General features: G+C 46.2%; 9 protein-coding genes. 7 read left to right on the top strand and 2 right to left on the bottom strand.

Annotated elements, in window-relative coordinates; all coding sequences use genetic code 11:
- Positions 1-25 precede the first annotated feature (25 nt).
- The 7 genes from AC3E9V_RS15175 (at position 26) to AC3E9V_RS15205 (ending at position 14053) form a co-directional block, all read left to right on the top strand.
- Positions 26-9562: a fibronectin type III domain-containing protein gene (locus AC3E9V_RS15175; RefSeq protein WP_488748980.1), complete on the top strand. Its 9537-nt coding sequence runs from the start codon at positions 26-28 to the stop codon at positions 9560-9562.
- An 18-nt stretch (positions 9563-9580) separates the two neighbouring features.
- Positions 9581-9940, top strand: a complete 360-nt coding sequence (locus AC3E9V_RS15180; protein ID WP_488748981.1) for a hypothetical protein — start codon at positions 9581-9583, stop codon at positions 9938-9940.
- Positions 9941-10169: 229 nt separating this feature from the next.
- Positions 10170-10454, top strand: coding sequence for a transposase (locus AC3E9V_RS15185; protein ID WP_488748982.1), 285 nt, complete (start codon positions 10170-10172; stop codon positions 10452-10454).
- A 5-nt stretch (positions 10455-10459) separates the two neighbouring features.
- A complete protein-coding gene (locus tag AC3E9V_RS15190) occupies positions 10460-10816 on the top strand; it encodes an IS1 family transposase (RefSeq protein ID WP_488748983.1) in 357 nt (118 codons plus the stop codon).
- Positions 10813-12756 (top strand): RHS repeat-associated core domain-containing protein, encoded by a 1944-nt coding sequence (locus AC3E9V_RS15195; RefSeq protein WP_488748984.1) that lies wholly within the window; start codon positions 10813-10815, stop codon positions 12754-12756. The genes AC3E9V_RS15190 and AC3E9V_RS15195 overlap by 4 nt, the downstream gene beginning before the upstream one ends.
- The gene (locus tag AC3E9V_RS15200; protein ID WP_488748985.1) at positions 12753-13319 is read left to right on the top strand and encodes a hypothetical protein; all 567 of its coding nucleotides are present in this window, start codon (positions 12753-12755) and stop codon (positions 13317-13319) included. The genes AC3E9V_RS15195 and AC3E9V_RS15200 overlap by 4 nt, the downstream gene beginning before the upstream one ends.
- Before the next feature lie 116 nt (positions 13320-13435).
- Entirely contained in the window at positions 13436-14053 is a 618-nt protein-coding gene (locus AC3E9V_RS15205; RefSeq protein WP_488748986.1) for a hypothetical protein, read from the top strand.
- A gap of 375 nt (positions 14054-14428) precedes the next feature.
- On the opposite strand, the gene AC3E9V_RS15210 is transcribed toward AC3E9V_RS15205, so the two are convergent.
- Together AC3E9V_RS15210 and AC3E9V_RS15215 are read right to left on the bottom strand one after the other, a co-directional pair.
- Positions 14429-15088 (bottom strand): cation efflux transmembrane domain-containing protein, encoded by a 660-nt coding sequence (locus AC3E9V_RS15210; protein ID WP_488748987.1) that lies wholly within the window; start codon positions 15086-15088, stop codon positions 14429-14431.
- A complete protein-coding gene (locus tag AC3E9V_RS15215; RefSeq protein ID WP_488748988.1) occupies positions 15066-16259 on the bottom strand; it encodes an efflux RND transporter periplasmic adaptor subunit in 1194 nt (397 codons plus the stop codon). Before AC3E9V_RS15215 ends, AC3E9V_RS15210 begins: the two co-directional genes overlap by 23 nt.
- Position 16260: the final 1 nt, after the last annotated feature.

A 16260-nucleotide genomic window follows, 5' to 3' on the forward strand; every position in this document is an offset into this window, starting at 1 on the left:
TACTAACTTAACCGGCCTATTTGCTATGAATTCTATACTTTTAAGATCATTCACTTGTATCATTTTTTGTCTTTTAATCAGCACGAACCTCCATGCCGGTCATTCTTGTGAAGTAACCGATCATGCTGTGGATGTCCGTGAGGACTGGTATCATCATGGAACATTTACAGCTAATTTAAGCTGGAGCGGGTCCTCATGGTTTGCCTTTTACCAGGTCAGCTATATGGCTGAAGATGGCCAGGTCATTGTGAAGTCTCCCACCTGGTGGCCTTCTACAACCCTCAGACGATTGCAACCCGGTACAACCTACCGGTGGCGGGTGCGCATGAAGTGCGGAAGGAAGTGGTCGGACTGGGGTGACTGGCAGCCGGAGTTCCAAACACCCGGAGCAAACTACTGCAAGGCAAGTGAGCTTGCAAACCAGGTAACTGTAGATCCCGATACGGAGACTATCACTGCCAGGCTAAGCTGGACAGGCAGTCCTGACGCTACGAAATACCAGGTGAGCTACAAGGAGAAAAAAAACTGGCGGAAAGGCCGCAAGCACAATGGGCGGTACAAACATGGATCAAAAGGAAAGGGAGTGGAGTTCCTCCCTCCTACAACGGAAACTTCGATTAACCTTTATGACCTGGATCCGAATACCACATACGAGTGGCGGGTGCGGGTGAAATGCGGCAGGCACTGGTCAGGATGGGGTGGTTGGCAGGCGGAATTTCAGACACCTGATGCCGATTGTTTTGCTACGGAATATTTTGCTGAAGTTTCCCGTGACCCGGAGTCCGAAAACAGCCTGCCTACCGGACAGGCAGGTATGACCGCTGTGCTGAGTTGGACCGGCACCCCTTCTGCTGAACTATATGAAGTAAGCTATCGCCATCCGGAAACCGGTGAGGTCGTCTTGCCAACAACCACTGAAACTTCCATAATTGCAGAAGGTCTTGAGCCTGGTACCACTTACCAGTGGCGCGTTCGCGTAAAGTGCTCCGGGGTATGGACTGACCCTGACTGGCAATCAGAATTTGTAACACCAGAAGGGGCGCTTTGTGCAGTAGCCGGTCATGTGGCTACTGCGGTACCCGACCGTGAAGCTGAGAACAGCCTTACCGCAACCTTAAGTTGGAACGGAACAGTGATTGGCGAGCATTACGAGGTGGTTTACAGCCAGGAAGGTTCTGAAGAAGTGGTGGTTCCGGCAACTACTGATACTACAGTTACGGTAACCGGGCTGGCCCCGAATACTGATTATCAATGGAAGGTGCGGGTATTGTGTTCCGGTACCTGGTCGGAACCTGACTGGGAGTCGAGCTTTACCACTCCCCTATGGGCTTTCTGCGAAGTGACTGATCATACCGTATCAGCTAAACCTGATCGTAAAGAAGAGAACAGCATTACTGCTACTTTAAGCTGGACGGATACAGAAATTGGTGATCAGTATGAAGTGGTCTACAGCCAGCCAGGATCGGAAGAAGTGGTGCTCCCTGCAACTACCGATACGACTGTTATCATAACCGGGCTGGCCCCGAATACTGATTATCAATGGAAGGTGCGGGTATTGTGCTCCGGGGCCTGGTCAACGCCTGACTGGGAATCGAGTTTCACTACTCCCCTATGGACTTTCTGCGAAGTAACTGATCATACCGTATCAGCTGAACCTGACCGTGAAGCTGAGAACAGCATTACTGCAACCCTAAGCTGGACCGGAACAGAGATTGGTGATCAGTACGAAGTAGTCTACAGCCAGCCAGGATCGGAAGAAGTGGTACTCTCTGCAACTACCGATACGACTGTTACCATAACCGGGCTGGCCCCGAATACCGATTATCAATGGAAGGTGCGGGTGTTGTGCTCCGGGGCATGGTCAGCACCTGAATGGGAATCAAACTTTACCACTCCCCTATGGGCTTTCTGTGAAGCCACCAATCATGCTGCTAATGCTATTCCGGACATGCAAACCGAAGGCAACATTATCACCACATTAAGATGGACAGGGACGATCCTTGGCGAGCAGTACGAAGTAATATACGGCCAAACCGGAGCTGAGGAGATTGTGCTACCCGTCACTACCGATACCACTGTCATCATTGAAAATCTTCTACCGGATACTGAATACCAGTGGCGGGTGCGGGTAATGTGCTCCGGGGCCTGGTCCGAACCGGGCTGGGAATCCACTTTTATCACCCCTTCTGCGGTTATCCTGGCAGATTCTGTCCAGTTCAATCTATTGAAAGACCTGTACCTGTCTATGAATGGCGACGCCCTCGACCTGACAGGCTGGCCAACGTTAGATGAATTTTCAGCGCTTGAGCAAGCAGGCTTACACCTGGACCGGGAGGATTACGGGACCTGGGAGGGTGTGCAGATCAATGAAGCGGGACAGATCACCGGGTTGTATTTTCCCGGTAAAGAGATCAGCGAATTCAGCGCGCTTTTAATAGGTTTTGACTTCCTGCAGTCGCTGGACCTGTCAGACAATAACCTGACGCTCCTTCCTGATGAGGTATTCCTGGATCCAAACGCTACTGAAGAAGGTGGTTCGGCCCTTCCTCTGACTTACCTGAACCTGTCAGGTAATGATCTGACCAGCCTGCCCGAAACACTTTTTGACCTTTCCCAGCTGGAAACCTTTCTGTTATCCGGCAATATGCTTTCAGGAGAAATGCACTGGGGATTTACCTGGCTGGAAAACCTCACACAGCTCGATATCGCTGATAACCAGTTCGAGGAACTGGCAGATTTCTGGGAGCATCCGAATCCGGGACAGATCAGTTTAAATGCCGATGGGAACCGGCTGGATTTCGGAGACCTGGAGCAATTCCTTGCGGGGGAAGAGGATTTCCTATTTCAAAGTTTCAGTTTCCAGGATCAAAAACCCTTGCCGGTAGACCTGTATATCGACGATGTAGCTTATCCCGACCTCCAAAAGGATACGGTTAATTTTAACCGGTATTCAGACCTTTCTTTTTATATGATCAGTAACGGAGATTATGATCTGGCCCTCTGGGAAGTGAACAGAGGAGACGGCTGGGAAGTCTTTGCCGGCGGAGGAAATGGTGTAGTAGAAGGGCGTATAGAGTTTGCCAGTGAAAACGATGAAGGACTTTACAGGTGCAGGATCACGAATGATATTTTCCCCGGAACAACGTTCTATTCCCAAACTTTCTATCTGAACCTTGTCTCTCCGGAACTAATAGCAGAAGACCGGCCCCGCTACGAGGCTTTACGGGACCTGTTTAACGCTTTAGGCGGAGACAGCTGGGAGATAGATGGCTGGCCTTCCGAGGAGTTCTTTTATCGCCTGGAAGATGACAATGCATTCGTGGACCGCAATACCTACAACAAGTGGGGCGGATTGACGGTGGTGGACGGAAAAGTCACCCGTATTTCTCTTCCGGACAGAGGCCTGACCGGCGATCTGCCCGGAGCGCTCAGCAACCTGCGTGAGCTGACATATTTGAATTTTGAAGGAAATGAGATCACCGGAGTTTCAAGGCTTGGTGAAATTGACAGCCTGCAAACACTGATCCTGAGTGGGAACCCTATTGACGGTCTGCTGGCCGAACATGACACTGGTAAGTTTGTTTCACTGAAAAAGCTGGAGTTGAATGGTACTGAAATCGGCGGTTTGGGCAATGAAGGTGAGCAGTTCCCCGCTTTGGAATATCTGGATATGTCCGGGTCCGGGCTCAGGAGTTCATGGACCTTTCGCAATATTGGTAATCTTGTAGCGCTCCGGTATCTTGATATCAGTGATAACAGTAATACGCTCAGTTATATTCCTGCCAACCGCTTACCTGCCGAGCTGGGTAACCTTACCAACCTGGAGGAGCTGATCGCTAATGACTGTGACCTTTATGGAGGGATTCCCGAAACGATAGGAAACCTGGTTAACCTGACTACCCTCCGGCTGGAAAATAACAACCTGGCAGATACATTGCCGGAGACAATCGGAAACTTGATCAACCTTAAGGTTCTCTCGTTAGGAAACAATGAATTGTCCGGCCCACTCCCTGCTTCCATCGCCAATCTGGCCGCATTGGAGCTGGTAGACCTAAAGAGTAACCGGCTGACAGGTTCGTTGCCTGCGGGGATCAGCAATTGGGTAAACGTGGCCTCCATTACATTGAATGACAATGCGCTGAATGGTACACTACCTGCCAACTGGCCTTTTGATTCACTGGCTTACCTGGACCTGAGCAATAACCGGTTTTCCGGAGAGATCCCGGTAGAAGCCACTGCTTTGCCCGGTGTGACGGAGCTGGACCTGAGCGGTAACGAATTTACTTCATGGGATGCCAGCCGGTTAGCGGAGATGCAGGCTATCAACAGGCTGGACCTGTCAGATAACAGGTTGCCGGACATGCCCGATACCTGGAACCACCCCACCCTGGAAATCCTTGATCTTGGAAAGAACGAGTTTTCAGGCGCTATCCCTTCGGCCATTTCAAACCTGGGCGCATTGAGAGTATTGTCACTGGACAACAACACATTTTCGGGAACTATCCCAGGAAGTATCCTGGGTATGTCCAACCTGGAAAGCCTGAACCTGGCAAATAATGAGCTGGAAAGTATTGAGGAAGTGCCTGCACCGGCTACTTTCAGCATGTTTAGCGTACAGGCAACTACTACCAGTACTACAGGTATGAATGTGGATATCAGTGGTAACAAGCTGGACTTTACCGACCTGGAACCACTTTTCACCGCTCCCGGAGAAAGCATCTACGGTTCACTGACATACTCCGGACAGCGAGCTGCTTTGGGTACATCTATGGAAGTGACCTCTTACTTTTGGAAATCCGATGCCCCGGACTTCTCTTACCCGGATTTAGATGCAGCCGGTAAGAATGGCCGGTATACACTGGAAACTAAAACGACTACCGGAGACCGGGTAGTATGGCAGTCTTTTACTGACAGCTATAAGGAGCAAACCAGTCCCACTATTCCTTACGGGAGTAAAGCCCCAATGCGGTTTAAAATAACCAACACCCTGGTTACGGGTTTAGCACTGTATACGGAGGTGATAGAAGCTAATTACTCCTATGACAGATCGGCTGATGACGGGCATGTGAGTTTCAACTCACAACCGGTGATGGCCAGCGCTGTATCACCGGCAAGGATCCTCATCGGCTGGGACAAGAGTCCCGGAAGCGTATTGGGGTACAAGATCTATCGCAGTGAAGCTGAAAGCGGTGAATACACGGGAGTGGGATTTGTCAATGCTCCTGACACTTCCTTTGTGGATGAAGGGCTGGAATCAGGTAAGACCTATTACTATAAAGTACATCCATATCTTAATGAAACGTCCGAGCTGACTAGTCTTGGATCAGCATCAGTGGCTACCAGTAGCCGCAGACTGAATGAACTGTCTGACCCGCATCGAAACTGGGTGAAAATAGTTTCTTTTGATGACAATGGGGACATCACCGGACTGGCTAAAAGCTATAACGATAGTGAAGGAGATCCCCTTCAGACCCTGGCCCTGAACAATGAGGAAAACATTCCTCTGATAAGCTACCAACTGTATGATGAGTTTGACAGGAGCCTTGGCGAATCGCTGGCTCTACCGACGGTTTCTGAAAGTGCCCTGGGATATGTAGAGGATCAGGAAACATTGAAGAATTACTATGGTACGGAAGATACCTTTACCGACATTGAAAACAACCTGCCCAGCTCGGAATATGTGGAGTACCTACGGGAATACGGAGACGATAGCCGGGTGAGGAAGTCCACCATCCCCGGAGAGGCTTTTGCACCGGGGAGCGGGAAAGAATCTCAGGCAATGACCCTGCCGGCGAGCATTTCCGAACTGCCGCAATATCAAACCATCCGTCAGGCCGTTTTGGGCGCCGGTCAGAGCCAGTCACCTGCCAACCTGACCAAGCAGGTGGTCATCGACCCCAATGGCCAGGCATACATCACCTTTCAGGATCAGCGTGGAAATAGGATTGGAAACTGCCAGGCCGCAGGAGAAACATCTTATGCTGTATCGCAAAGCGGTTCTTATTACCTCAATTTTTATGTGCCGTTCACACAGACTGTGACAATCACTTCTCAGGGGGACGTAACCATCTATGACATTATGGAAAGCCCGGAAGAGCAATTGAATGTCCTGACAGCTGACCTAAAAGAGGTGAGCCTTGAACCCGGGTTTTACAGGGCTAAGAGCAACAGTACGGACAATTCCATAGAGGTAGCCTATGAGGTGAACTATACCTCCATGAGCTACAATATATACGACATGGCCAGTCGACTGGTCGAAGAAATCTCCCCGAATGGGGTGGCTGAGTTCCTGGATGGCGTTTTGCTGGATGAGGTAAACAAAACGACCTATACCTATGACGGGCGGGGACAGATAGAGTCTATGAAAGAGGTGGATGCAGACGAAACCCGCTTCCTGGCCCGAAACGACGGAGCTGTGCGGTATAGCCAGAATGCCCAACAGGCGGCAGCCGGCGCTACCACCTTCTCCTACACCAACTATGATGAAACGGGCCGTGTGATCGAATATGGGGTGTATACCGGTAGCAGTGTCTCCTTCGGTTCATCTGAAATGATCACTACCCTGGAAGATGTGGGGCCGAATGGTTACGCAAATACGGATAAAGAGGACTGGGTAAGCATTCGGTATGACCTGCCGGACCCGGATTTTGCTACAGCGACCGGCCTGACCGGATATGAACAAACTTACCTGATGGGTGGAGTGACACGAACAGAAAGTGAAGACGTGATCACCTGGTACAGCTATGATGAGCGCGGGAGGACCACCTGGACAGTACAGAAGTATAAGACGCTGGACAAGGTATTTACAGTGAACTATGAATACGATGCGTCCGGGAATATCCGTACAATTGCTTACCAGAAAAATGAGCCGGACGAAGCTTTTTATCATCATTATGAATATGATCGAAACCAACAGCTTACCCGTGTCCTGACCTCTACGGACGGAGCGCTGGCCAATGCCTATGAACATGCCGCCTATGAGTACTATTTACATGGTCCGCTAAAGCGGGTGGAGCTCGCAAAGAACCTTCAGGGCATTGACTATACTTATACGATCCAGGGCTGGCTGAAAGGCATCAACGGGGTGAATGGAGATCCCGGAAATGATGGTATTTCTGATTTTACACAAGATGCTTTCGGATTTTCCCTGGAATATTTTCAAAATGACTATCAGACGGCTGAATCGTGGTACGATCCGATGGGTGCATTGTCCGGCATCAGTGATCAGTACAACGGGAACATCCGGGCAGCAAGGTGGCGCAGTGTAGATGAGGAATTTGTGCAGCAGACACCGGAGCTTTATGCTTACACCTATGATCAAAAAAGCCAGCTGGCCGGAGCGTACTATTCAGCTACGGAAGCTTTTAGTACCAGTAACAATCCTTTGTCAGTGAAAAGCCTGACCTACGACCCCAACGGGAACATGCTTTCGCTTGAACGCTACGATCAGGCAGGAGAACTTTTCAATGACTTTGACTACACATACAACTCCAATGCTGCTTTGCCGAAGAATAACCGGCTGGAGCAGGTGGCCGGGTATGCAGCATTCAGCCATGATGAGCTGGGGCGAGTGACCGGCTATGAATATGAAGATGCTGACAAACAGGACCTGTACTACGAGTACGATGCCTACAGCCGCATTACGGCTGTGTACGGGGATGCCGATCATAGTGAGCACCTCTACTCCTACCGGTACAACGATGGTGCCGCCCGGATCATGAAGCGGGACGAGACTACCGGGCTGGAAACCTGGTATGTACGAGATGCTACAGGCAATATCATGAGCATTTACTACCGCAATGGCGGTGAACTGCTGCAAGGCGAGGTGCCGATCCATGGTAATACCATGCTAGGGATCGCCTACCGCAATATTGACCACTGGCAGTACAACTACACGCTCACCGACCACCAGGGCAACACCAGGGCAGTAGTGACCAAGCTGAAGTTTATGGGCACTGCTACGATGGAGGAATCCAGGATAGATTATGAAAATACCCGGTTTGATAACCTGGATACACGACAGAATGACCCTGTAAGTGCCATTGATGGTACGTATTCCGCTTTGCTTAACCCGGCCCTCACAGATGGAGAAGCAGTAGGACCGGCCAAATCCCTGAAGGTGGAGAAAGGTGATGTGGTGACGATGGAAGTGCTGGCGGCTTATGTGCCACCGTCTGAGAACAATACCTACATTACCGGCCTTGGGACGCTACTGGCTTCAGCGTTTGGTATCAATACGGGTACCTCAGAAGGCGCGAGTGCCGCCGATGGACTGGACTATGCAGTGACAGGCCCCGCCTTTGTGCCAAATCCGGCAGAGTCTACCACCATACCAAAAGCTTACCTGCAGTTCCTGCTGTTTGATGAAAACTACAACTTCATCGAAGCAGAAGACGGTGATTGCGACTGCTTCAAAAAGGTGACCACAGCGGCTGCAAATGGTGTAGAAACGCTATCCTTAGAAGTGGAGGTAGAGCAGGACGGCTATATGTATATCTATGTGGTCAATGAAAGCAAAAATGATGTAAATGTCTGGTTTGACAACCTGACGGTGACCCACCTGGGAGCCAAGGTGGTGAAGACAGCTGATTACTACCCGTTTGGTAGTGTAGCGAAGGAATGGACGGATGAAGATTTCAGGTTCGGCTACCAGGGGCAGTTTGCCGAAACAGACACAGAAACCGGGCTGAGCCACTTCTGGCTAAGAGACTATGATAGCGGTTTGGGCCGATGGCTGGCGACTGACCCTTACAGGCAGTACTGGAGCCCGTACAATGGCATGGGGAATGCTCCGCATCTGCTTATTGATCCAACGGGAGGGTCTACTACTGAGCGTAAATGGGATGAACATTGCCAGTGTTATGTGAACTTTGATCCGGTGACGGTTACAGACGGTTCAGATCCATTTGCCAGTAGTGGCTGGGAGCTGGAGATCGGGCGTTACAACACTTCTAATATCAATATTGGGCCGGGTAATTACAACTATGATGTTAACTTTAACCCACCTAATTCTTTAGGTTTAAATACTGGGAATTTAGCTCCGGATGTTAACTTGCCTGATGAAATGCAACCACGGGAAGGTGGGGAGCAAAACGACCAGAATGGAGGAAATACATCTGGAAATTGGTTTTGGGATCATTTCCATTTCGAAATTGGGGGTGAGGTCACTGCAGGATTTCAGTCGACTTTTAATACCTCCGGACCATCTCCTGCTTCGTTTTATGCGAGGGGAGTAGGGGGACTCAAGGTTAATTTGGTCTCCATAATCCTAGTTGAAGGAAAGGCTGGATTTAGACAAAAACCAACTGCTAATTTTATGACAGGAATTACAAATGACATTGCATTTTCAACACCGTTTTTTGCTATTGAAGGTAAGCGGTCCTATAAGAATGGTGTTTCAGAATATGTGACAAGTGGATCATCAATGCTTGGTTTAATTGGAGTAGAAATGAATTGGAGCACGGGTGAATTTTTTGTTGGAGGTATGCCCTCTGCAGGTTGGGCTTACGGTCTTGGTGTACAGGGAGGTTTAAAAGCTGGACTTAAATTAGATTTTTACTAGTATTTAAAATGTTGATTTATGAATATAAAGTCATCCAGAATCTACTACATAATAGGTGTAGTTTTTCTGTTTTTATTTGCCATACTTATGGCAGTGCTGACTGAAATAACTTATCGCAAGGGAGATATTGACGGAGTAATTTTTCTAACACTCATCAATTGTATCCTGCTTATTATGATAAGTTTTATTTCAAAAAGGGTTGTCTATTTTGAAATAAAAAATGGACGTATTGATTTTGGTAATATTTTTATGAAAAAAAATATAGAAGAGTCTGAAATCCAAAACCTTAAAAAAATTGTTTTTCATTTATATTCTTTTAAATATCATAATAAAACTTTCTATGTCCTAAATCAGCTTTCTAAGTATTTCCCAAATTAGTATTGAACTAAGATACTATAGCAATTAGCAATGGTCTGGGTCGCTAACTGGCGAACGACCCTTACGGTAATGCTAAAGAATATAACTTTTTATGTTTTTAAGTATTTAGGGATGGATTCATTTCTTATTTTTGGAGGTAATGGGTTTCACGTGAAAAACGTTAATGACTTAAAAGGCCTATAAATGGATCAGACAGGCACCTGATGCTATAAACTATAACTTTTAACGGATGGAATGTAAATACTGCGGAGGAAAATGCCATAAAAAAGGGGTGATCAATGGGAACCAGCAATATTGGTGTACCCAGTGTCACAAATACCAACGCAGGGATTACAAGTACGAAGCCTATAAGGTAAGCGATGATACAATCGCCAACTTCACAAAAGAAGGTGTAGGTATACGGAGCACCAGTAGGCTGTTGAATATCTCACAAGGCACAGTGATCAGCCGTATCAGGAAGATTGCATCAAACACAGAAAAGCCACTTATTTCCCAAAAAAAGCCTATGAAGTAGATGAGATGTACACGTTTATTGGCAATAAAACCAAGCCTGTCTGGATTGTCATAGCGCTGGAAAGAGAAAGTCGGCGAGTGGTAGATTTTTATATTGGCCCCCGAACCAAACGCAGCTTGCGAATGGTGGTCAATACATTGTTGACATCACAGGCTACACAACTCACTACGGACAGGTTAAACTTATATCGCACCTTGATTCCATGGGGTCTTCACAGTTGGGAACGCTATGCCAATAATCATGTGGAGCGGATGCATTTAAATATCAGGACACATCTAAAAAGATTATCCAGGCGAACCATCTGTTTTTCAAAGCAAAAAGACATGCTGATGGCTTGTTTAAGGATTTATTTTTGGGGATGAACTACTGGAGCCAAATATGGCCGGAAGGCGATAGGCGCATTGCCGGACATGCCCAACTGCTGTATGCTTACAAATACAATGACCGGGGTGACCGGATCATGAAGCGGGATGAGGCTACCGGGCTGGAGACCTGGTATGTGCGCGACCCTTCCGGGAATATCATGAGCATTTACTACCGGAATGGTGGTGAGCTGCTGCAGGGTGAAGTTCCGATCCATGGCCATGCCATGTTGGGTATTGCTTATCGCAACATTGACCACTGGCAGTACAACTATACTCTTACTGACCATCAGGGTAACACCCGGGCCGTAGTAACGAAGCTGAAGTTTATGGGAACCGCTACGATGGAGGACTCCAGAATAGATTTCGAAAATACGCGGTTTGATAACCTAGGTACACGGCAAAATGATCCGGTAAATGCCATCGACGGCACGTACTCAGCCTTACTTAACCCCGCTCTCACAGATGGTGAGGCCATAGGACCGGCCAAGTCGCTGCAGGTGGAGAAAGGTGATGTAGTGACCATGGAAGTGCTGGCAGCTTATGTGCCTCCCTCGGATGATAATGTGTTTATCACCGGGCTGGGTTCACTTCTGGCATCTGCTTTTAACATCAATACAGGAACATCCGAAGGGATGAACGCGGCAGACGGACTGGAAGATGCCGTAACAGGTGATGCTATGGTGCCCAACCCTACCGATGAACGTTTACCGAAAGCTTACCTGCAATTCCTGCTGTTTGATGAAAACTATAATTTCATAGGCGCTGAAAGCGGAGATTGTGACTGCTTCAAAAAAGTGACTACAGCCGCTGCGAACGGAGTGGAGACCTTATCCCTGGAAGTGGATATAGAGCATGACGGGTATATGTACATCTATGTAGCCAATGAAAGTAATCAGGATGTAGATGTATGGTTTGATAACCTGACAGTCACCCACCTGGGAGCCAAGGTGGTGAAGACAGCTGATTATTATCCATACGGAAGTGTAGCTAAGGAATGGACGGAAGAAGATTACCGGTTCGGCTACCAGGGATTATTTGCGGAAAGTGATAAGGAAACGGGGCTCAATTACTTTCAGCTTCGGGATTACGATAGTGATCTCGGCCGCTGGTTAGCGACCGATCCTTATGGGCAGTACTGGAGTCCTTATGCTGGTATGGGGAATAGTCCAAATATAGGTGTGGACCCTGATGGGGGTTGGTTGTTAGAAGCAGCCATAACTATAATAGGCTGGTATGGAAGTGGCTCATTTTCGGCTTTTCGGAATGGCGTAGATGAGTGGTACAACCCAGGCGAATGGGAAGGTCGGGACTGGGGTGCATCGGTGGCTGGAGGTCTTGCAAGTCTTGGTCTGTCGATTGAGCTGCTTGGAGATGGTTTTATGGCACCTAGTGGAGGAACATCAGATGCCCGGTGGGCTAAAGTTGGCGGGAATCCCTTTACAGAGGGCGTGATAACAGCATCCTTGTTAGAGGCGCCGAGTATTGTTTATGATCTGGCGGTTCAGAGTGAAGAAACTGATTTGGGTGCTATATCATTAATACAAGAATATCCTCACCCAGGAACTATAGATATTTCTAAAAGTTCCGAATCTAAAGTGGCATCACATTTGGTCAAAGGACTTAGGCATCACATCCATAATAGATCATCTATTGATCTCCATAAACTTTTCAAGAATCTTACTAATGATAAACTTTTAGGTATTTCAGGAGGCACACACTACCGTGCTAGTACTTCAATCAAATTATTTGGAGAGAATACCCCAATTTATACTGAAATTCCATTTCATGCTACAGGAAAGAATATAGATCCATTTAATTACAATACAAGATATCGAAATAATGATACAAGGTGGGTAATAGAATGGGGTAACCTTGGTATTCATATATCTGTACCAGTTAAATTTGAAAAAAATATGAGAACAGTCTTAGGCCTATGAGAGTAAAATTACAATTTCTACTAGTTGTCTTAACCCTTGGATGTTCATCAAAGAAAAATCTCTTTGATGAAGGAATATTTGCAAGAGGATTGGAAGATAAATTTAGTAACCCGTATGAAACGGCAGATACCTTAAATACAATAGGAAAGTATAAAAAAATCGAAGACTATTTTCTTTTTTTAGGAATTCTAAAAGACAGAAGTAAGCAAGGTTATCAAGAATTTTTTAAGAATTACATAATTTCACATGAGGGATCTGTTAATTTTAAATGCCTTTATCAAAATTACCCTAGTATTGAATTTGTTGTACTTCCGTCAAATGTGGCATTGATTTTTTCTTATTATGCTGAGACAGTTAATGTGCAACAGCTCGATAAACATTCACCTTTATATTGCCTCATTGAGCCGATGAATCAAATGAAAGAAGGTTTCGATCTTTCTTTTGAAAATACGGAAGCTTTTGAAGAGTATATGAAATGTATTGGTGATGAGGATTTTGAGAATAGTATTATATATCGTTTACCTATCATCTCATTTTCCTTGGTTGAATTGGATGGGAGGTAATAACCTACATGTACAGGACAATGCTTGTATATTTCCTCCTTTATCTCGCCAGTGTTTTCACTGGTACGGTGAGGTTCCATTAATGGACTTATCTGTTATATCAAAGGAAGATAGTTATGAGTAAATATGTACTAATATTTTTAGTAGTGACTGCAGGTTGTTCAGTTAGAAATGATGCAGATGTAAGTTCGGTTATAACAGACAGTTTGACTGTTGAAAATGGAGCTTTAATTTTCTTTAGAGATAGTCTTCTAGATAAAACAGGATTGTTTGGAGAGACAGAAGGTAAATATAGGGACATTCCTTTCATGGATTCTTCGAAATATATCAATGGGCTTTTTAAAGAAGAGCAGATTTATTATTCATTAAATTCAACAGAAGTATCAAGACCTTATGTGGACTCAAGTGAGTTTGATTATTTTCAGGGAGATGATCTGAAATTTATAGAATTGCTTTACGAAGACTTTAAACGAAAGCAAAAAAAGAAAGATACTATACCCTTATTGAAAGTAGATGAGTTTAAAGTGCTTGATTGGGATGATTATACAGCTGACTTAACTTTATACCCTAAGAGTATTTATCTGATAGTTCATCGCCACATCCAGGTAGAAGAGTATACCTATGTCCAATTGGAATTTAGAGAGGTTGAACAACGGGATATGTACTTTTCACATAATTTCTATATTAAAGTGGATACTACAGGTAATGTTGTTAATTGGTGGACTGATTATTGATTTATACTTTAATTGTTTAAGTTTTTTCAGTACGCTGAGATTCCCAATGCCAGATGCAATGTTGTAAACGTGGTTTCTTAGCCAACATTAGTCAAGTGCTTAAGTTTAGCGTGATGTTCGCGAGACATAGGTAGCCTTGATTTGTCCCAGAGAATTATTACAGGGCTTATTTGCCCCCACTAACTGGGCTGTAATTCGCCGAAGATCTTCCAGCAAAAAGTTCGATACTTCTCCCCTCCCCGCTACTAGAAAGAAGCCTGATCAGAAATGGTCAGGTTTTTTTATTCATACCCGGGCACAATCCAGACAGAAATGCCTTTTTTTGAAAGCAAATGCAAATTATGCTGGATCAATGATAATGATCATGTGATATCTCTAACAGCAGTCATCCACACAGCTTAGCTTCTTCGTTTTGGCCTTTTCAAAGGCTTCTTTTCCTTCCCTAAATGCATACCAGGCGATACCCAGCCCCCCTATTGCATCAACATATGGTATCCGGAATAACTCATAGATCAGGCTGGAAGCCAACAGAATGAATGAAAGATAAAAACAGGTTTTGGTACAGTTGGCATCTGAGATAATGGGCTGGCTGTTTAGCTTGTGGCCTACTTTCAGCTTCTCCTTAAATAAAAAGTACATCGTAATGATGGAAAGCGCTGATATGATCACACCGGCCAGGGTAGTTTGTGGCTCCACCTGGTAGACAAAAGCCAGTACCGCGCCTACTATCAGTCCTCCGGTCAGCAGGTAAAGGGCTACTCCCGTAATACGCAGGGCCGTCACCTCAAAAGAGTCATGTCGCTCCACCTCTCCACCTTTCATTCTCCTGATCATGTGAGCAATGCCTACACCGGACAGGACTTCCGCGAAACTATCCACCCCAAAACCAAAAAGGGCCAGGGTCTCATCCTGCGAACCAAAAAAGGTAGAAACACCACCTTCTACGAGGTTGTAGAAGATGGTGATCATACTAAGTATATATGCTCGTTTTAATAAGATCTGTTTTTCCATATCAATGATGATGACCTGCTTCACCTTTCTTCATTTCAGCCATAAGGTAATAAGCGTTATTCCATGCTACTACAGTAGTAACAGGTAGTGTATCAAGTAGTTTCACCTCGACCCATCCATTATCCCTGATTCCGGGGATAATCTCTACCGGCTCAAAAGCCCAGGTTACCCCCTCATCCTCCGTTTCTTTCGAGGCAGTAAATAAGAAATATTTATCTCCTTCTCTCACAACCCCCTCCTCCGGCAAGGCAATGGTCCGGACATCATCTGTTAAAATCCGGCCTTTCACATACATACCCGGGATAAGGAGCCCTTCTTTATTTTCAATTTCTGCATGCAGGTGAATAGCCTTCGGATTTTGCTCAAACGACCTCCCCACAGAATATACCGTAGCAAACAGTTCCCTCTCCGGAAGGGACCCAATAGTAAAACGTACTTTTTGCCCCTTTTTGACCTTGTGAACATCTTTTTCGAAGACCATCAGGTCTGCATGTATATGATCAATGTTTACGATCTCAAACATTTCCGTTTGTGGTGCTACATACTGAGCGGTTTTTATCATAACCATGCGAACCGAACCACTTATTGGGCTCCTGACCGCAATTTTCTCATAAACACCTTGCTCCCTGACCCTGGCGAGATTGAGTCCTAAAAGTTTTAGCTGCGCTTCTAATCCTTTGACGGTGCTCTGAGCTACCTGAAAATCAGTCTGTACTTTCTGGAAGTTTTTACCCGATCCTACATTTTCTTCATAAAGCCTTTTCTGTCGCATATACTCTTTTTCCAGATAACCGAGCTGATTCCGGCTGTTGATGTAGTCTGTCTGAAGCTTGATCAGGTCAGGGTGACTCAGGTATGCCAGCGCCTGGCCAGCTGATATCTCATCTCCTTCTATTACCTCAATACTTGTGACATTAGCACCGATAATCGCCGTTACGGATGCTTCATTTTGCGGAGGCACCTCCAGCTGACCATTGGATTCTACATAAGAGGACATATTACGCATGGGAAGTGTATCTACTTTCATTCCCAGTGATTCGAATTGCTGTTCCGTAAAATGCACCTGCCCCCCATGCTCCTCTTCTCCATGTTCATGCTCCTCATGGCCATTCGCGTGTTCATGAGAATGGCTACAGGCTGCTGCCAGCAATACAACGTATATCAGCAGTGTATATATTCTTATATTGATGTTCATT

It is taken from the genome of Marinoscillum sp. HNIBRBA16962 (assembly GCF_057801515.1).